This window comes from Nocardia sp. A7 (assembly GCF_046549215.1).
Lineage (GTDB): Bacteria > Actinomycetota > Actinomycetes > Mycobacteriales > Mycobacteriaceae > Nocardia.
In genome coordinates this window covers 440,314-457,439 of record NZ_JAJPWE010000005.1, presented here as the reverse complement: position 1 = coordinate 457,439, position 17,126 = coordinate 440,314, and the positions used below count along the sequence as shown (strand labels likewise).

Below are 17,126 nucleotides of genomic sequence, written 5' to 3'. Positions count from 1 at the left end.
GCCGAAAGGACTCACAATGTTTAGCCGTTTTCTTCTGTCGCTGGTCGGCATTCGAGAAGCTGTCCTCGAGCAGGCACCGTCAGATCGGGCGCGTTACCTGTCCCTGGGCGCGATCTTGCTCGGCACCGCCGCGATCGCCGCAGTCTCGATGACCTTCGCCATACAAATGGCAGTGCGGGCACCGCTACCCCTGGCTGTGTTTCTCGGAATCGGCTGGGGTGCTTTTATTCTCGTCCTGGACCGCGCGATGGTCATCGGGATGAGCAAGCAAAAGGGTTGGGTCCGTACTGCGGTGCTGGTGGTGCCGCGCGTTGGGCTCGCATTCCTGCTCGGCGTCGTCGTTTCGACCCCCATCGTGCTGCAGATCTTCGACCGCGAGATCCAGACCCAGATCAAGGTGGAGCAGGCCGAGAACGAATCCGACTATCAGCGCGACTTGGCCGCGGACCCTGCCTACTTGACGATCCCCGATCTGGAGAAGAAGGTCGCCGAGTTGAGCGCGACCGCATCGCGTGACCCCGCGGTGATCGACCGGAATCCGGCCGTGCAACAGGCGCAGGCCGCCTATGACCAGGCGAGCGCGGAGTTGAGCGAGGCGGTCAAGGACGAAACTTGTGAGCGTGCCGGTTGGAACTGTCCGAACAGCACCGGCGTCGAGGGCATTGGCGAGGCAGCGCGCGCTGCGATGGACGCACGACAGGAGAAGCAGCGGGTCGTCGACCAAAAGTTGGTGATTCTGAACAAGGCGAAAGCCGACGCGAAAGCCGCCGAGGACATCAACGCGGTAGCCGCACAGGCCGAATTGCAACGGGTGCAACCAGAACTCAACCGCCTACGTGAAGCCCGCGACGGCAAAACCACCGCGTATCGGGTCAAGTCAGCCGACAGCGACGGCCTCGCGGCACGCCTGGACGCTCTAGACACTTTGAGTGAGACAAGCCCGTCAGTCAACCGCATGCGCTGGGTGCTGTGGGCGACGTTCCTCGCCATAGAACTTTTGCCGGTGCTGTTGAAGCTGCTGCAAATGGGTGGCGGGGAAACCTCCTATGAACGGTTGAGCAGACTGTCGGATGAGTCCGACGAGCGCGCCGCGCAGGCCCGCATCGCGCAGGAGGAGAACCGCGTCGCGCTCGAGCGCGAAATGGACGCCGACCGCGAATACCTCGACGCCCGCGACCAACTCAACCGTCGCCGTACCGAAGAGCGGCCGAACCGGCAGCCCGAGGACTATGACGACCGCGCGGCGAGTGCGCGCGTCGATTCCGACCTGCACACTGGTTCGTGACCGTGCGCTCCGAAACCGGATGTTGGACAGGAGAACTCGATGGGCATGCTCGCTAGGCAGATGATCGGCGCGGTGGGGTCGGTCGCGGTCGCCGGCACCGTGAATGTGGCGACGTCGATCATCACCGAGAGTCGAACCGTCGGGTGGATCGCATTCGTTGTTGCGTTGTTCGTGGCCTGCGTCGCGGTCCAGTTCGGGCTCGGACTGCTCGGGCGGTCGGCGTCGAGCACGATGGTGGTCGAGGATGTGATCGTCGACGGTTCGATCAACGCGCGAATGACGAACCCCGGAGTCCAGCGGGTGCGTGGTGCCGTTGTCGGTCGAGATCTCAACCTCGAGCAGAGCGGCAATTGAGGCGTGTGCGCGTTCCGTGAACGGCCTGGCATGCGAGCCGAGATCAGCGGTACCACCGTCGGCGGCGACGTCAGTATCAACCAGTACCGCAACGACGTTCACATATACGGCGACTCAGCCGCGTCCCAGCCTGCAACCCTCAATGTGTCGTCGCGCTGGCGCGTTCTCGCGTGGACAGTCCTCGGCTGCTGTGTCGGCGCGGTCCCGTTGCAGGCCTGGCTGCTAGCGACATCCTCGCCGGGGACCCTGGGCTACGCGTTGACCCATGTGGTCAACGGTCCTGTCCAGCTGGGGTTCCTCGTCCTGTGCGCGACCGCCCTGATTGCTGATGCGGTGCTCACCCGTCGGTTTCGCCAGTTCCCCGGCTGGACCCGTGCCGCGCACATCGCGGCGATCATCGCTGGCCTTGTCGCGCTCGCACCCTTCCTCGGGGTCGTCCTCGTCATCGCGGTGGTCGTCGCGACGGTGCAGGTGATGCGCTTGCTGATGCGTGCCGGCGATCGCACCACCGAATCGCTGACTCGGTTCTCGAGCTGAGACGACGCCTACCGGGTGTGGACCAGCGGACCACAGCGAGGACCTCGCACGTGCTGCGGTCCGCACCGGATACGGTTCGTCAGCCGGCGTGGACACCAGCGTCTCGATCCCGGCTGCCCGCAACCACTCGATACTCGCCGCCGACGTCGACTGTGCGCTACTCGGTGTCCTGGTAGACCGCGTCCACCAGCACCGGACGCACCACCTTCCCCGAATACGTGTAACCGCGACGAATCAGGATGTCCACATGGAGTGGCCCACCGGGTTCCCCACTGACCGAACGGATTTCGTGGGTGTCGGGATCGACCGGTTCACCGGGGTGTCCGAAGGGCAGAACGCCGCAGGTTTCCAGGATGGCGTGAAGTTCCTCGATCAAGGAGGTGACGAAGGGGTCGGGGGAGTTCTGTTCGGCTCGGTCGATCAGGCGGGCGAGCTGGAGTACGACCGGTAGGAGGTATTCCGCGCCGAGGCCCGCTTCGGCGGTGGCGGCGCGGAGCTGGAGGGATTCGACGAGTTGGCGGTAGCCGCGGTCGTCGAGGAGCCGGCGTTTGAACAGGTCGGACAGACCGGCCAATTCCGTTCGAATGCCGACGAGTTGGTCGGCGACGGTGTTGTCGGTCATGTGACCTTCGCCCAGATCAGTTCGGAACGGCTGGCTTCGACGTCGGTCGCCGTGAGGTTGGCGTCACGGTCGATCTCCATTTCGCCCAGGTTGGTTCCGTCGACCAGATCGATCACCTCGATGTGCAGGGTGCCGTCGAGGTCGCAGGAGAAGACGACGCGGATGGGGGAACCGGCGGGGCGTTGGGCGAGGGTGAGTTGGGCGGTGCCGAGGATGCGCACGTACTTGGGGTCGACACCGTCCTCGTCACCCTCGGTGACCTGGAGAAACAGCGACTTCTGGCGATCGACTACGGTCGCGAACCAGTCGGCGGTGACCTGGCACGGCACGGTCAGGTTCGGTCGCACGACCATCGCGTTGGACGCCACGCCGTGATCGTTGTCGGCCACCACACCCAGACCGTGCGACACCACATCGCGAATCGCGATGTTGCGTCGACCGGCCAACGACGGCGCCCGACCCGCCGCCTCCGCGTGCCGGAGTTCGCCGATGATCGCGGCGCCGAGCGCGACAGCCTCGTCGGGGTGGATCGAGACATCGACGGGCATACCCGTGACCCGTTCGACGAGGTCGCGCACCATCGGCATCCGGGTCGACCCGCCGACCAGCAGCACCTTGTCGAGATCACGGTAGGTGAGCCCGGCCGATTCCACGGCCTCCTCTACGAGGTACTCGCACCGGGTGAGCAGATGCCTTGACAGTTCGACGAATTCGGTCCGGGTCAGCCGGAGCTTGGTGGAGTGGTCCTGGTGGGTGATGAAGATCGTGGTCGACTCGGCGGTCGACAGTTGCCGTTTGGCGTCCTCGGCGCGTTCGCGCAGTTGCGCTCCGGCCGTGGATTCCTCCTCGAACCGCGCACCGCCAGCACGCTCGAATTCCGCCAGCGCCCAAGTGATGATCGCGTTGTCGAAATCGTAGCCGCCGAGCTGCGGGTCGCCGCCGACGGCGAGCACGTCGAAAGTGTCTTTGCCACAACGCATTACGGTGACGTCGAGCGTGCCGCCGCCCAGATCGACGACCAAGAGCGTGCCGGTGTAGTCGCGACCGAGCCCGAAGCTCACCGCTGCCGCCGTCGGCTCGTTCACGATGCCGATGACATTGATTCCGGCGATCTCGCCCGCCTGCCGGGTAGCGGTGCGTTGCGCCTCGTCGAAATAGGCGGGCACGGTGATCACCGCGTCGGCGACGTATTCGGTGAGTTCGCGTCCAGCATTGGAGACCAGGGATTTCAGAATCAAAGCCGAGATCTCCTCCGGTCGATATTCGCCGTCGGCCGATTCGGGAAAGAATCGATAGTCGGGATTTCCCATCTGCCGCTTGATGAACTGCACAGTATCCAGTGGGAAAGCGCTCAACTGTCGCTTCGCCCTGGTTCCGACGACGATGTCGGAACCGTCGAACAAGACCACCGACGGCGTCAGGCTCCCGCCGTCGCGATTCGGGATGATCTCGGGGATTCCCGCCTGATCAATCGCGGCGACGGCCGAATAGGTGGTGCCGAGATCGATGCCGATGACGCGTGCGCTCATCGCGCCAACTGACTTGCCGCTTTCCAACGGGGTACCCAGCACATCTTGTAGACGAGGAAGCCGATGCCACCGGCCGCCAGGATCAGCAGAAAGCCGACACCGGCTGCACCGGAGCTGAACAGAATGAATGCCAGAACCACGGCGGCGACGGGAATTCCGACCGCCCGCAGGCTCGAGAAACCGAACAGGCCGGGAACCTGCCAGGTCATCTCCTCCATGCGGTCGAGGTATTCCAGGATGTCGCGCGCGCGATCGGCGATGTCGAAATCATCGCTGGGCAGGCTTTTCGCACGGTCGACGAGTTGACGCATGGTGGCGATCTCGGCTTCGGAGGTCGCCGCGTAGGAGTCGTTGCTCTGTACGCGCGGGGTCTGCTCGGCCTTGTCGAGCAGCGCGCCGGCGAGGTAGAACGCGACCAGTGGCACGTCGCGATGGGCGGCGTAGACCGGCTCGAGCACCTCGAGCGCCTTGTCTGCCAGGCCGTGTTGCAGGTAGACCCCGCCGATCGCGATCTGATAGATGTACTCGTTCGGCGCGAGTCGCGCGGCCGCTTGATAGCTGCTCAGCGCGTCGGACCACTGCTCCATCTGCTCCTGGATGAGGGCGGTCTGGAAGAGGAAGTCGGGGTTGTTGGGCGCGATCGTCGTCGCCTGCCTGGCCTCGTAGATCGCGTCCTGCAACTGTCCGAGACCTGCGTTGGCGCGGGCGCGGATGATCCATGCCTCGGGTGAGTTCCCGGCGGTGTGGGTCGCTTCCCTGGCGGCGTAGGAGGCACTGCGATAGTCGCCGCGACCGAGGGCCGCGCGGGCCTGGGCGAGCCAGTCGCCGCCACCCTGGACCGCCGCCGGTGCCGCGACGCCCCCGGCAGTGAGGTCGCGGTCGTAGGCGTGCCGCTTCGACGGCTCGAGCAGGATGTCGAACGCCTCACGTAGCAGACTCGTCTTCGTCTCGGCTTCCTGGCGCGTGCTCTGATCCGCGCTCGCGGTCCGTTTGGTCCAAATGCGGGTCTGGCGTTTGTGGGCGTCGCGGATGGTGTCTTCCGAGGCATCGCGCGCGACGCCGAGAAGATCGTAATAGTCGACCTGCACGGTCACTGGCTTACTCCAAATCGTTCGCAGAGAGCACCTACTGCCGCGAACTGATCGCCTCAGTAGGAAGAACATCGCACCGGCTGCGATTACTCCCCACTGTGACAGCCCGGATTCGGCACCGCCATCGGTTGTTCGGTGGACAGGCCGACAGCTTCCTGTCGGTCATTGAGGGGACAGACGCGCCACGGCGAAACCGATACCTTTTCTCGGCAAGGTGAACGAATAACCGAAGGAGAATTGCTGTGGCCGGTCTCAAGTGCAAATGTCATCGCCCGCTGGTGGACTGTCAGGGGTGCAAAGGAAAGGGCGGGATATCCGATTTCGGCAATAGCGTCAATTGCGGCCAGTGCAGTGACGGTCTGGTGTGCCCGGACCACGGCAAGCACTGGAAGTAGCGGCCTGTCGATGTTGCCCGGCGGATACCGCCGGGCACTACCAGGTGCGTACCTCGTTGGCGGGATCGGTGAGTCCGTAGCGCTGGGTCGCCGCGGCGAAATACGGCGCGAGGGCGAGGCGACCGTCGGGCATGCGCAGTCGTGGTGGTGGTGCCATCGGCAGGGCTGCCCCGGCGATGAGTGTTGCTGCGCCGCCATGTATTCGGGCCACCCCCGAGGGGTGGGGCGGCCCGGCGATGTCCAATGCGGCCGCGGCGAGGCTGGTGGATCGCAGGAGGTCCTTGGACGTGGCGGTGGTGTGGGTGCCGGAGTTCAGCGATACCTCGATGAGGTCGCCGAGCAGCGTCGGGTCGGGGTGTCGCACCGCGAGGGTGAACAAGTGGGCCTGCAGTTGCGTATAGAGCGCTGACCAGGAGACCCGGTCGGTAGCGCTGTCGAATTGCAGACGGATGCTGTTGATGTAGAGGACGGCGGGGAGAGCGAGGTCGATCGCGGTGGAGACATCCGAGTTGTCCCGGTCGTAGAGCGTGACGGCGACGAAGAAGTCACCCTTGGCGACTTCGATCAGGGTGCCGATTTCCATGGCGATCGCACGGCCGGCGGCGAACTCGGCCAGCGCGGCGTCGTGATCGTGGCGCATGGTCGCGAGGAGTCCTCGTCCCCGGTGCACCAGAGCGAGGTTGGCGCGGTGGTCGGGATCGGCGGCGAAGTAGCGGGCCGCCTGGTCGAAAGCCGCTGCGCTGGCGTCGAGTTCGCCGATCATGATCAGCGCCATGCCTTCGTTCTGCGTGCAGACCGCGGCCTGGCTGTGAAGTTCGCGGGCGCGCAACTCGTCGGCGGAGCGGCGGTAGATTTCCGCGGCGTCAGCGTATCGGCCCTGTTTGAGATACAGCCCTGCGATATTGCCGTCGGCGGCCATGACCCGGTCGGGCAGCTCGGCCGCGACCATGATCGCGCGGGCGCCGCGCAGCGCCTGTTCGGCGTCGGCGAATCGGCCCGTCTCGGTGAAGACCAAGCCGAGGTGCATATCGGTGAACGCGCGCTGGAGGTCCATGCCGTAGGTGGTCGCGACCCGGCGTGCGGCGAACAGTGAATCGGTCGCGTCGGAGTACTCGCCGAGTGAGTACCAGCAGATCCCCTCGCTGTGGTGGCAGAGCATCTCCTTCTGACCGGAACCTATGCGCGAGAAGGTTTCTCGGGCGAGCGACAGTCTCTCCAGCCCGGTTCGATATCTGCCCGTGAGGGTGGCGACGAGGCCGAGGCCGTAGTGGCAGTCGGAGATGAACTCCTCGTCCTCGACGTAGGTTCCGATGTCGAGCGCTTCCTCGTAGTGTTCGACAGCGAGCTGGAATCGGGATTGTTCGGTGCGGAGCGCGCCGAGGAAGCGCAAGGTCTGCGCGTATCGCGCGGTGCCGACGTCAGTACCCGAGTTGCGGTATCGGTCGGCCGCCTTGGTCAAATTGGCTTCGGCGGTGAGGTAGTCGCCGGTGTTCATGGCGGTTGTCGCGAGATTGACGTCGTACCACAGCGCGTCGTCCGGATCGCCGTGCGTGGCGCACAGGTCGCCGCCCTCGCGGTAATTGGCTGCCGCCTCGGCGAATCGGCCGAGTTCGTCCATGACCATCCCGATTTTGAGGGCGACCTCGGCGGCCTCCAGTGGTTCGTCGGCACGCAGGAAATCGGTTTTGGCCGATTCGAGGACACGCAGTCCTTCCTCGATGTGCAGCGCGGGCAGCAGCAGGTTGCCAAGCCGCGAATTCGCGTCGGCGGCGCGCGCGTAGTCGCCGTGCTCAGTGAGAATGCCCGCCAGCCGGGCGAGATGGGGCGTGGCCTCCAGTGGGCGCTCCAGCTCGGTGAGCAACTCGGCCAACATATCCAGCGATGCCGCGATACCGCCCGCATCATCGATGGCATCGAATTCTCGCAGTGCCAGCCGCAATTGGGTCTCGGCGCGGGTGAACTCGTCGACGCCGAGATCGGCGGTGGCCATGCCGAGCAGGCAGTGTGCCGCGGTCTTCGGGTCGATTTCGCTGAGCAGGGCGCGGGCAGTGCTGAAGTGGTGGTGGGCGCCGGTGGCGTCCTCGCGCTCCAAAGCGAGGTCGGCCAGCGATTCGTGGCAGCGGCCACGGAGTTCGGTGGCATCGGTGCCGGCGATGAGCTCGAGTGCGGACTCCAGCGTGATGGTCGACGCGTCGAGGTCGCCGTTCTCGTATTGTGCGGTGGCGAGCCAGTAATAGCAGTCGGCGAGTTCGAATTCGTTGTCGGCCATGCTGATAGCCGCCTCGAACTCGACGATGGCCTCGACGGGAGCGTCGGCTTGCAAAGCCTCGATGCCACGCACCAGAAGAACACGTAGCTCACTCATGGTCGGCGATTCCCTGTCGGATGAACGGCGGATACCCGGGCGTCACCGCGACCATTACCGTCGAATTCGCGAACACCCCGTCGCTCCCGGTGATTCGCGAGTCGCTCGAGCATTCTTCGGTGGGGCGTGTGCACAGAAAGTCGACAACAATCATGCAAATCTTCGTGTCTCTCATCGTGGTCGCGCTGCTCGGTGGACTCATCGCCTCCTCCGGCGGGTTCGGGGCGGTGGTCGTGTACGGCCTCGGCGTTATCGTCGCGCTGCTCGTCCTTTCCCTGGTTTTCAGCGTCGTGGCGAAACGTCAGGTTTCCTACAGTGTTTCGGCGCCGCGTAGCGAGGTGGTCGGGTTGGTATACGCCGAATTCAAGAAGGTGGGGTGGAAGGAAGTCGACGGTCGCGGCGAGTTGAATTATCAGTCGCGGGGTCTCGGCGTCGGGGTTCAGGGGCGCAAGCATCCGGTGCTGAGCATCGATTTCGAGGATCTGCCCGGTGGTACCACGCGGGTGGATCTGTGGATGTCGGAATGGGAGTCGGTGCTTGGCATGGTTCCCGCGTGGGATCGGGTGCTGTCCAAGCGTTGGATGCTCGGTCGGCGCCTGTCCGGGGTCTCGACGGTCTCGAAGATCGCAGGCTGAGTCGGTCATCGCACCTCGAACCGGCTCGCGGCGCTGTCCGCCAGATTGAACGCGACCGTGCGCCCACTGGTGGTGGGCAGCTCCACCGTGACATCGGCCGGCTTCATCCGGGTCCGAGCGCCCTGCGCGGTGGTGGCGTAGATCGTGGTGGACCGGTCGGTGGTGAACGGCTCGGACCAATTGACGTCGCGCACGGTGATCGTCTCGGTGAAATGGTCGTTGTTGTCGAGGTCGAAGGACCCGACGCGCTCCCACCCGCGATACACGCTCACCTGATTGCACTCGCTCACGCGCGGCGAACCTTTGGTCTGGCCGAGGTGGACCTGCCACAGTTCGTTCTGCCACAGCTCGTTCTCGGCTTCGATCTCCCAGCTGGCGCAGTCCACGAACCGTGCGGCGAACGGGAAGGCCGACTCACGCAGCGAGGTGACCGTCTTGCCTTCGGCCTCGTTCCACCACGACAGGGTCGTCGGCAGGAGCACGAATACCGTCGATGCCGCGATCACCCCGCCGATGATCATCTCCCGCTGCCGGAATTCTCGTGGTCGCACCAGCAGGAACACCGCGAGCAAGGCGCCGATCGTGGTGACCCCGCCGAGATAGTCGGCCCAGAAGTGATCGGCCAGGCCCCGTGCCTCCTCGTCGAAGACACGCGAATCCGGTGCCAGCAGAAAGGTTTTCCGGAGCGCGAAGTGGCCGAGCAGGTAGGGGCCGAGCACAGTGATGCACGCCAGTCCGGCCAATCCCAGTGCGGTGTAGTCGTTGTCGCGGCGAGGTTGGGCGAGTCTGCTGCGCTCCTGTTCGCGTTGCAGTCGTTCGCGCTCCTCCGCGGCGTCGCGCTGTTCCTTGGCCTGTCCGGCCTGCGTGAGTGCGGTACCGAGTACCGATTCCAACAGGATCAGCTGGGCCACCCGCATGTTCGGTGGGGGAGTCATCGCAGACCGGCCCGCAGCGCCGCGAACCAGGTGATCTCGCCCGCGCCCGCGGCGGCGGGATCGGCCAGTTGTCGTTGGATCCGGTCGACATAGGTCTCTACCAGGGGTGCGTCCGAGGCGGACAGCAGTAGTCCGCGTGCCATGATCTGTTCCCTGCCCGCGGCATCGAGGGGCACACTGTGCTGGAGTGCCAGTTCGTGGGCGCAGGAGACGATGTCGTGCCAGTTGCTGTCGATCATCGTGTAGCCGTCGCGGGCGGGTGCGGTGGCCAGGCAGGACAGCAGTTCGTGTTGGAAGAGCGCCGCGCGGATGGTCGTGTCGGTGGTGGCGGCGAGTGCGCGCAGGTCTGCGGGGGTGTTCACCGCGGCGCCGCGATAGGTGAGGGCGAGCTCGGGTGCCAGGCGTGCGACGAAGTAGGTGACGAGCTCGTCGGGGCCCCATTTCTCGCCGTGGGTCGTGAGTTCGGGGTAGCGCTCGCCGGTGTTCGCCTCGGTGGTGAGCCAGGTGACGAGTCTTTTGCGACCAGGTCCGGTCAGGGCGCGGGCGGCATTGCCGGGATTGCGGGCCATCGCCTGCCCGAGTTCGGTCGCGTCGAAGAATTCGCCGACGCCGGGTATGGGGAACGATGTCCGCGCTCGCGTCGGGCCCATCGCGCTCGCGGCGGTCGGTGTTTCGGGTTCGTCGGAGATGCTGCGGAAGATCTGTGGGGTGTCACCGCGCAGCCAGGCCTCCACCTCCTCGCGACCCCAGCGGTGCGTGGTGTCACGGGTGAGCAGACCGGCCAACAGGTGTTGCCAGCGTGCGGTTTTCGGGCCGAGGTCCGATAGCGCGCCGAGCCCGGCCACGGACACATCTCGGGCGAGGAGTTCGGACTGGATGGTGTAGTCGTCGAGCCAGACCATCTCCCCGCTGCCCCGATCCCACCGCTGGAAGTAGGAGCGCCCGACGATGACCTGGTACATCACCATGCCCAGACTCCACCAGTCGGCGGCGGGCGTCTTGAACCTCAGCAGTTCCGGGGCGTTGTAGGCGATGGTGCCCTGGCCGAGGTTGGTGAGCTTGCTGCGGGCGCCGAGGTCGGCGGCGAGGCCGAAATCGGCGAGCACGAGGTCAATCGGAGATCGATTGCGCAACAAGATGTTCGGCGGTTTGAGGTCGCTGTGCACCAGCCGGTCGGCCGGTCCGACGCCCTGGAACCCAGCCAGTGCCGCGCTGAGCTGACGAAGGACGGTGTTCGCCAACTGGTGACCCGACCGCCCCACGATCAGGGATTCGAGCGTGCCGGGGCAGTACTCCATCACCTCGTAATGGACGGAGTTCGCGATGCCGCGCTCGGCGACCTGCACGGTGTTGGTCGGTGCGAAGTTGCTCGCGTAGGCGGGATCGTCGAAGGCGAGGGTGTAGGTGGGTGGGCGCCAGTAGAGCTTGATCGCCACCGACTCGCCTGCCGCGTCCACGCAGTGGGTCACGGAGGCTTCGCGACCCGCGCCGAGGAAGCCGACGCGGGTGAAGCGGGTGGCGAGATCGGCGGGCAGTTCTCGTTCGTCGCGGTCCATCGGCGTCGCACCGCTGTCGTCGGGAAGGGCGTCGAGGGTGGTGTGCGAGGCGGCGCCGGTCGGGTTGTCGAGGGTGGTGCGTGGCGCGCGGGCGCCGGTGTGCCGTTCGGGGCGATAGTAGGAGATGCGAGGGGCGTCGTTGTCGTCGGGGTCGATGGTGGTCAGTGCGGCCACGGGGCACCTCCTGGTGGCTGGGCGGGCAGCTTGTCGAGCGCGGGCCAGTGGGGCGGGTAGGTCGGGGACGCGGCGCTGACCTGCACGATCGTCACGTTGTCCCCGCCACCGCCGCGTAGGGCAAGGTCGCGCAGCCGCGCCGGAACACCGGGTTCGGCGGCCAACAGCAGGCGTTCGATCTCGCTCTGTTCGGCGTAGTCGTCGAGGCCGTCGGTGCACAACAGCAGACCGAGGTCGGTGGGGAGCGGACAGTCGAAGAAGTCGGGTTCGAGGATCACGCGGACTCCGCCGCCCAACGCCTGCAACAGCCTGTTGCCGCCCATACGCCGGTGATCAACGCTGAGTTGCGCCAGATACTGGTCCTCGAGCCGATAGCACCGCGAGTCGCCGACATTGAACACGATCGCGTGCCCGTCCGGGGTGATCGCGACGCCGACCACCGTGCACCCCATCCCGGCCAGTTCGGGCTGCTCGAGCGAGCGGTCGTTGATCGCGTCGGAGGTGAGCTGGATGCGGGTGCGCAACGCGGCGGTGAGTTCGGCGGCGCTCTCACCGCGCACCGCGCCTGGCGCGGTGAGCAATTCGCAGGCCATGCGACTGGCCTGCGCCCCACCGGCGTGACCACCCATGCCGTCGCAGACGACGACGAGCGTGGGTTCGGTGATGGTCAATTCGGCTCTCAGAGAACCTGATTCGCTCCCCGTCAGCGACCAGCCCGCCCATCCGAGACTGTCCTCGTTGTGTGCGCGTATGTTCCCGCGGTGGGTGATCGCGGTGATGGCGACGGTGATCATCGGTCCCACCGAAGGGTGAGGTGCACGTCGGCGGCCAGTCGCAGCCGCTGACCGGGCCTGATCTCGTATCGGATGTCGGCGTCGAGGCGGTGGTCGTTGATATAGGTCCCGTTCGCGGATCCGGTGTCGGTGACGAAGACCTGTCCGTTCTCGCGCAGCAGCACGGCGTGGAACCGGGACACATTGCTGTGGGATCGGAAAACCACGGCCGTGGGGTAACTCTCGTCGCGGCCGAGGGGGACCGGCTGGTCTGGTTCGAGGCGAAACGTCGCACCTTCGACTGTCAGCGCGATCGCGGCGCCCGACACGGTGCCGGGATCGAGCTCGGTGGGCGGGGTGCCGCCCGATTCCAGTGTCGGCGCAGGAGGTGGTGGTGGCGGTGGCGGTGGAGGGGGTGGCGCGATGTTCGTGATCTCCCACAGGTCCGAACCGTCATCGGGGCACTGCGCGAGTGCCATCCTGTCCCAGGTCTTTCCGCACCGGCAGCGGACCGGGTCGGTGTTCACATCGGCCATGACGTCCTCTTCGTCTCGATGCCTCGTTCGGCTATGCGGGTGCGTAGGGCGGCCATATCGCCGGGCAGCGGTATGCCGACCGTCCAGATCGCACCGCGATCGACCGCCACGGACAGGCGATTGCGTTGCGGGCCGTAGTCGCTTTCCAACGAGGCGAGCGGATACCGGCGCGTGCCGAGTTCGCTGAAGGTCCGCACGATCTGATTGGCGGACCCACGCAACGCGCATTCGTCGGCGAGATCGAGCAGGAACGGCTCGCTCACCAGCACATCGACATACCCCGCGAGCCAACCGAATTCGCGATCCAGCTGCGCGGTGTCGCGCCCGGAATACAGCAGCACGTCGATGTCACGTCCGCCACGCCGCTCGCGGATGCCGGCCAGCAGCGCGGCCAGCGCCTCGGGCTGATCGGTCGGCTCGCCACCGGAGACGGTGATGCCGTCGAGCTGATCGGCAGGCAGCGCGGCGAGCCAATCGAGGACATCGGAGATCGCACAGGCTCGATCCGGGTCGAAGGGCCAGGTGTCGCGGGCGATGCAGCCGCGGCAGTACACCGTGCACCCCTGGAACCAGATGCCCGCGCGCACGCCGAATCCCAGATTGCGCACCGGGTGGTGCAGGCGCGAGAGCAGCATCGTCTCGGTCATGCCAGCGTCACCGCCCAGCCTTCCTCGGTGTCCTCGATTCCGGTGACGGTGACCGCGTCGCCGCCGGGCTGCTTCTCGAACAACGCCCTGGCCAGGGGATTGACCAGCATCGACTCGACGGTCGAACCGACCCCGCGCCCACCGAAATCCAGCTTCTCGACCGCCGCCCGGTGCAGCCGATCCAGGGCGAGCTTGCCCACCTCGACGCTGAACCCGGTGGCCGAAAGCACTCGTGCGCAGACGTTCTCGACGAAGATGTCGACCAGTTCGCGGGCGGTGGTCTCGTCGATGAAGTCGAATACCACGATGTTGTCGCCGATCCGGTTGAGCAGTTCCGGTCGACCGATCTCCTTGGTGAAGTGCTCGCCGACCGCCGCCCGGATGGTCTGCTCGACCTCGCGGTAGGGCGTGCCGCGCGCCACCACCGGCACCCGCACCCCGCGTTCGTCGGTGCGGTACACCCCCAGATTGGAGGTGAACACCAGCAGCGTTTCGGAGAAGAACACCGTCGACCCGGTGCCGTCGGTGAGCCTGCCGTCCTCCAGGATCTGCAGGAACTTGTCGAGGATGCGGGGATGGGCCTTCTCGACCTCGTCGAACAGGGCGAGCTGGAAGGGCTGCTGCCGGATCGCGTTGGTGAGCTCGCCCCCGGCGTTGTGTCCGGTGTAGCCGGGTGGCGCGCCGATCAGGCGGGCTTCGGCGTGTTCGGCGGAGAACTCGCTCATGTCGAAGCGGATGAAGGCGTCGTCGCGGCCGAAGACCAGCTCGGCGATGGACTTGGCCAGCTCGGTCTTGCCCACACCGGTCGGCCCGGCGAAGAACAGCACGCCCTGCGGCCGCGCCGAGCTGCTGGTGGTCTGCGCCCCGGACAGGCCGAGCGCCGAGCGGATGAGAATGTCGATGGACTTGCGGATGGCGGCCTGCTGACCCTTGACCTTCGCGGTGAGCAGGGTCGGCCCCTGCCGGATCCGCTCGCGCAGCGCCGAGTCCTGCCACGGGTTGTCGGGGATGCCGACCCGGAAGGTTCGGATGGCGTCGTCGATCTCGGCGGCCGGGATGCGTCGGTCGATCGCGAGTCGGTTGATCTCACGGATGGAGTGCAGGGTCAAGCCGTTGGTGCGGGCGGCGTACCGGGCGACGATGGCATCGAATTCCGTTGGGCGCGTCGATCGGTCGGGGATCTCTGGCAGGGAACCGGCAAGCATCCCCGCCAGTGTGAGACGTTGCCGCAGTCCCGGCGCGGGAATGGAGAGCACGCGGGCCAGCTCGCCGCCGGTCAACCAGTGCGGCAGATCGCCCTCGCGGTCGAGCAGCCAGATCACGGTGTTGTACAGGGCTGTTCGGTGCGGGCCCGGTACGTCGACGCGCTTGGCCGTCACCATCAGTTTGTGCGCGGTGATCAGGGTGCGGTGCAGCGACTCGTCGCTGAAATCGGCACTCGGGGACAGTCGCGACGCGCCGTCGATGACGAGGCAGCACGGTTGGGGTGAGCCGACGACACCTTGCAGGAGGCCGGGGAGATAGTCGAGCAGGTTCGAGTCCGTCCCGCCGCGCGCTGCATCGACCAGCTTCGCCGCGACACCGTCGGCGTCGAGGGCGGCGCGCGCCCCGTCGACCGGGTCGGCGACCACGACCCTGGTGTGTCCGGCGAGGGCCAGCACATGCAGCAGCGCGTCGACCACCGACAGCATGCGCGGCATCGGCGCGGGCGGGATCGGCACCAGCACGATGTCGCGCAGGTTGCCGGTGATCAGCAGTTGCGGGTTGGCGGCCAGCGCGACATCGACCTCACGAAGCCACGCGGGCAGCTCGACGGCCTCGGCGCTCACGGCGCGCTCCGCTCGGTCGTGGCCGGGCGGCGCTTGGCGGTCCGCGCGGCTGTCGGGACGGCGCGTTCGACGAGCGGTAGGGCCGCGATACCGGCCGGTGCGCGGCGGATGCGGCCTGGCGTGACGCCGCGGGTTCGCAGTCCGGCGGCGATCTGGTCGATGTCGTCGCAGAGCGCCCGGTCCTGGGCCCGGTCGTCGTCGGGGCGGGTATCGGAGCTGGTCCGGACGGTGCGCAGGGCGATCTCGTCATCGACCACCTGCGCAAGCACCGAATGCCTTGCGGCGCCGGGCCGGTTGACCAGGACCGAGCCGGGGGTGACCACCATGACGGGATCGACGGTGTAGCCGAGGTCGGTGAGCGCGGCGGTCACCGCGTCGAGCACGAACGCGGCCTCGGGTTCCGGCCGTTCGACGGCACGGGCGCGTTCGGCGAGGGTCATGGCCCGGTCGACCAGCGTAGCGGCGGTGCTCGGGTCCAGCGCAGTCTCGGCGCGGTCGAGCAGGTCGGTGATCGGGTCCGGATCGCGCAGATCCACTGTGTCCGCGCGGAGTTCGGCGATGGCGGTGCGGGTGGCGCGGGCGGCCTCGGTCGCCAGTTTCACGGTGCGGATGCGCCTGCTCAGGTCGCTGGTGAGCAACCTGGCGCGGGCCGGGTCGGTGGTGCGCAGGATCTCCACACCGGCGGCCAGGAGCGCCGAATCGGGTTCGAGCAGGGTTGCCAGCAGCTGCTCGACTCGTTCGCGACGCGCCTTCGCCGCCGCGGCGGAACGATTCGGCGCCGACCCCCGAGACACTGCGCCCGAGACTTCGCGAGGCGCCGAATCAGCGACCGCTTCGCGACGCGCCGAGTCGACCGCAGCCGCTTCACGACAAGCCAAATCAGCCAGCGCCCCCGCCAATTCGGCATCGACCTCGGCCCGCCGGCGTGTCTGCGACCACGCGGCCAACTTCCCGACCGCGGCGACGAGCTCGGCCTCCAATGCCGCACACGCCGCATCGATGGCCCGGACGTCCCGGCCCGGATCCGCGCCCGCGGTGACGACGAATTCGGCGGCCCCGGAACTCATACACTGCTGCTCGTGCACCCGCACCCGCGCGGTCAACCGCCGCCGGCGCGACCGAGCCGCATCCAGTTCGGCCCGCTCTCGCGCGGCCCGCGCCGACGCCTCGGCCGCACTGTCGATCGCCGCCCCGACCAGGTCGAAGGTGATGAAACTCGAACTCATCGCGCTCCCTGTTCTTGTTGCCAGCGCCGGTACAGCCCGTAGCCGAGGTGCGCGAGGACCGCGAACAGCGGCGGCCACCACCAACTGGCCGCCGACCCCGACCCGGCGATCGCTTGATAGGCCAGTAGCAGCAGCCCGACACCGAATCCGACCATCGCCGGAGTCGACGCGACCTCCTCGTCCCTGGGGTAGGGGAGCACGAAGCCGAGCCCGGCCAGGCAGACGACCATGCCGAGCAGCAGCTTCCACAGCAGGCCGTACAGCGTGCCCGGCCCGCTGCCCGCAGTGTCACCGGTGTCCCCGGACAGGAACACCACCTCGGTGATGTTGTCGCTGAAGATCGACAGGATCGACCCGATCACCGGGGTGAGTACCCACACCGGCACCGACAGCGCGAGCAGTCCACCCGCGCTCGACAGGATCCGCCGCCGCAGGTCCCGATGCTCCCGGGCCGCCCGCTGGCGCCTCTCGGCGAGTTCGCGCTCTGCCCGCTCTGTCTGTTCGGCAAGGGCCAGCTGTCGTCGGGTCTCGGCCTCGGCGGCGAGTATCAGTGCGCGCGTCGCACCGACCTCGAGCAGCACGATCCTGGCGAGATAGTCGTTGGTTCGCATGGGTTTTCACCGCCGATGCAGGTCAT

The 17,126-nt window shown here is 66.8% G+C and carries 16 protein-coding genes; 4 read left to right on the top strand and 12 right to left on the bottom strand.

The window, feature by feature from the left end; translation table 11 throughout:
• The first annotated feature begins 16 nt into the window (after positions 1 to 16).
• The 3 genes from ACLJPD_RS27665 to ACLJPD_RS27655 are packed head-to-tail and all read left to right on the top strand — an operon-like array spanning position 17 to position 2,176.
• The gene (locus ACLJPD_RS27665) at positions 17 to 1,285 is read left to right on the top strand and encodes a DUF4407 domain-containing protein (RefSeq protein ID WP_410876079.1); all 1,269 of its coding nucleotides are present in this window, start codon (positions 17 to 19) and stop codon (positions 1,283 to 1,285) included.
• A 39-nt stretch (positions 1,286 to 1,324) separates the two neighbouring features.
• A complete protein-coding gene (locus ACLJPD_RS27660) occupies positions 1,325 to 1,639 on the top strand; it encodes a hypothetical protein (protein WP_410876078.1) in 315 nt (104 codons plus the stop codon).
• A gap of 30 nt (positions 1,640 to 1,669) precedes the next feature.
• Positions 1,670 to 2,176 carry a hypothetical protein gene (locus ACLJPD_RS27655; protein WP_410876077.1) on the top strand — a complete coding sequence of 169 codons (507 nt, stop codon included), beginning with the start codon at positions 1,670 to 1,672 and terminating at the stop codon, positions 2,174 to 2,176.
• A 157-nt stretch (positions 2,177 to 2,333) separates the two neighbouring features.
• On the opposite strand, the gene ACLJPD_RS27650 is transcribed toward ACLJPD_RS27655, so the two are convergent.
• The 4 genes from ACLJPD_RS27650 to ACLJPD_RS27635 form a co-directional block, all read right to left on the bottom strand.
• Positions 2,334 to 2,798 carry a nucleotide exchange factor GrpE gene (locus ACLJPD_RS27650; RefSeq protein WP_410876076.1) on the bottom strand — a complete coding sequence of 155 codons (465 nt, stop codon included), beginning with the start codon at positions 2,796 to 2,798 and terminating at the stop codon, positions 2,334 to 2,336.
• Positions 2,795 to 4,327 carry an Hsp70 family protein gene (locus tag ACLJPD_RS27645; protein ID WP_410876075.1) on the bottom strand — a complete coding sequence of 511 codons (1,533 nt, stop codon included), beginning with the start codon at positions 4,325 to 4,327 and terminating at the stop codon, positions 2,795 to 2,797. The genes ACLJPD_RS27650 and ACLJPD_RS27645 overlap by 4 nt, the downstream gene beginning before the upstream one ends.
• On the bottom strand, positions 4,324 to 5,421 hold the full coding sequence (locus tag ACLJPD_RS27640; RefSeq protein WP_410876074.1) for a tetratricopeptide repeat protein: 1,098 nt from the start codon (positions 5,419 to 5,421) through the stop codon (positions 4,324 to 4,326). Before ACLJPD_RS27640 ends, ACLJPD_RS27645 begins: the two co-directional genes overlap by 4 nt.
• 429 nt (positions 5,422 to 5,850) lie before the next feature.
• Positions 5,851 to 8,178, bottom strand: coding sequence for a tetratricopeptide repeat protein (locus ACLJPD_RS27635; RefSeq protein WP_410876073.1), 2,328 nt, complete (start codon positions 8,176 to 8,178; stop codon positions 5,851 to 5,853).
• Between the two features lie 164 nt (positions 8,179 to 8,342).
• Here ACLJPD_RS27635 and ACLJPD_RS27630 point away from each other — a divergent pair, with 164 nt between their 5' ends.
• Positions 8,343 to 8,813: a hypothetical protein gene (locus ACLJPD_RS27630; RefSeq protein ID WP_410876072.1), complete on the top strand. Its 471-nt coding sequence runs from the start codon at positions 8,343 to 8,345 to the stop codon at positions 8,811 to 8,813.
• A gap of 5 nt (positions 8,814 to 8,818) precedes the next feature.
• Here the strand turns inward: ACLJPD_RS27630 and ACLJPD_RS27625 are convergent, their stop codons facing one another.
• Genes ACLJPD_RS27625 through ACLJPD_RS27590 form a run of 8 tightly spaced genes read right to left on the bottom strand, consistent with a single transcriptional unit; the run spans position 8,819 to position 17,100 of the window.
• Complete coding sequence (locus ACLJPD_RS27625) at positions 8,819 to 9,748, bottom strand: hypothetical protein (RefSeq protein WP_410876071.1); 930 nt, start codon at positions 9,746 to 9,748, stop codon at positions 8,819 to 8,821.
• Positions 9,745 to 11,478, bottom strand: coding sequence for a protein kinase domain-containing protein (locus tag ACLJPD_RS27620; protein WP_410876070.1), 1,734 nt, complete (start codon positions 11,476 to 11,478; stop codon positions 9,745 to 9,747). The genes ACLJPD_RS27625 and ACLJPD_RS27620 overlap by 4 nt, the downstream gene beginning before the upstream one ends.
• Entirely contained in the window at positions 11,466 to 12,272 is an 807-nt protein-coding gene (locus ACLJPD_RS27615) for a PP2C family protein-serine/threonine phosphatase (protein ID WP_410876069.1), read from the bottom strand. The genes ACLJPD_RS27620 and ACLJPD_RS27615 overlap by 13 nt, the downstream gene beginning before the upstream one ends.
• Entirely contained in the window at positions 12,269 to 12,787 is a 519-nt protein-coding gene (locus tag ACLJPD_RS27610) for an FHA domain-containing protein (protein WP_410876068.1), read from the bottom strand. Before ACLJPD_RS27610 ends, ACLJPD_RS27615 begins: the two co-directional genes overlap by 4 nt.
• Positions 12,775 to 13,434, bottom strand: coding sequence for a 4Fe-4S single cluster domain-containing protein (locus tag ACLJPD_RS27605; RefSeq protein ID WP_410876067.1), 660 nt, complete (start codon positions 13,432 to 13,434; stop codon positions 12,775 to 12,777). Before ACLJPD_RS27605 ends, ACLJPD_RS27610 begins: the two co-directional genes overlap by 13 nt.
• Positions 13,431 to 15,263 carry an AAA family ATPase gene (locus ACLJPD_RS27600; RefSeq protein ID WP_410876066.1) on the bottom strand — a complete coding sequence of 611 codons (1,833 nt, stop codon included), beginning with the start codon at positions 15,261 to 15,263 and terminating at the stop codon, positions 13,431 to 13,433. The genes ACLJPD_RS27605 and ACLJPD_RS27600 overlap by 4 nt, the downstream gene beginning before the upstream one ends.
• Positions 15,260 to 16,489, bottom strand: coding sequence for a hypothetical protein (locus ACLJPD_RS27595; RefSeq protein WP_410876065.1), 1,230 nt, complete (start codon positions 16,487 to 16,489; stop codon positions 15,260 to 15,262). The genes ACLJPD_RS27600 and ACLJPD_RS27595 overlap by 4 nt, the downstream gene beginning before the upstream one ends.
• On the bottom strand, positions 16,486 to 17,100 hold the full coding sequence (locus ACLJPD_RS27590; RefSeq protein WP_410876064.1) for a hypothetical protein: 615 nt from the start codon (positions 17,098 to 17,100) through the stop codon (positions 16,486 to 16,488). Before ACLJPD_RS27590 ends, ACLJPD_RS27595 begins: the two co-directional genes overlap by 4 nt.
• Positions 17,101 to 17,126 lie beyond the last annotated feature (26 nt).

Excerpts from the sequence above, each read along its gene's own strand:
- ACLJPD_RS27665 (WP_410876079.1), top strand. The coding sequence starts at position 17 with ATGTTTAGCCGTTTTCTTCTGTCGCTGGTCGGCATTCGAGAAGCTGTC.
- ACLJPD_RS27660 (WP_410876078.1), top strand. The coding sequence starts at position 1,325 with ATGGGCATGCTCGCTAGGCAGATGATCGGCGCGGTGGGGTCGGTCGCG.
- ACLJPD_RS27655 (WP_410876077.1), top strand. The coding sequence starts at position 1,670 with ATGCGAGCCGAGATCAGCGGTACCACCGTCGGCGGCGACGTCAGTATC.
- ACLJPD_RS27650 (WP_410876076.1), bottom strand. The coding sequence starts at position 2,798 with ATGACCGACAACACCGTCGCCGACCAACTCGTCGGCATTCGAACGGAA.
- ACLJPD_RS27645 (WP_410876075.1), bottom strand. The coding sequence starts at position 4,327 with ATGAGCGCACGCGTCATCGGCATCGATCTCGGCACCACCTATTCGGCC.
- ACLJPD_RS27635 (WP_410876073.1), bottom strand. The coding sequence starts at position 8,178 with ATGAGTGAGCTACGTGTTCTTCTGGTGCGTGGCATCGAGGCTTTGCAA.
- ACLJPD_RS27625 (WP_410876071.1), bottom strand. The coding sequence starts at position 9,748 with ATGACTCCCCCACCGAACATGCGGGTGGCCCAGCTGATCCTGTTGGAA.
- ACLJPD_RS27615 (WP_410876069.1), bottom strand. The coding sequence starts at position 12,272 with ATGATCACCGTCGCCATCACCGCGATCACCCACCGCGGGAACATACGC.
- ACLJPD_RS27610 (WP_410876068.1), bottom strand. The coding sequence starts at position 12,787 with ATGGCCGATGTGAACACCGACCCGGTCCGCTGCCGGTGCGGAAAGACC.
- ACLJPD_RS27605 (WP_410876067.1), bottom strand. The coding sequence starts at position 13,434 with ATGACCGAGACGATGCTGCTCTCGCGCCTGCACCACCCGGTGCGCAAT.
- ACLJPD_RS27595 (WP_410876065.1), bottom strand. The coding sequence starts at position 16,489 with ATGAGTTCGAGTTTCATCACCTTCGACCTGGTCGGGGCGGCGATCGAC.
- ACLJPD_RS27590 (WP_410876064.1), bottom strand. The coding sequence starts at position 17,100 with ATGCGAACCAACGACTATCTCGCCAGGATCGTGCTGCTCGAGGTCGGT.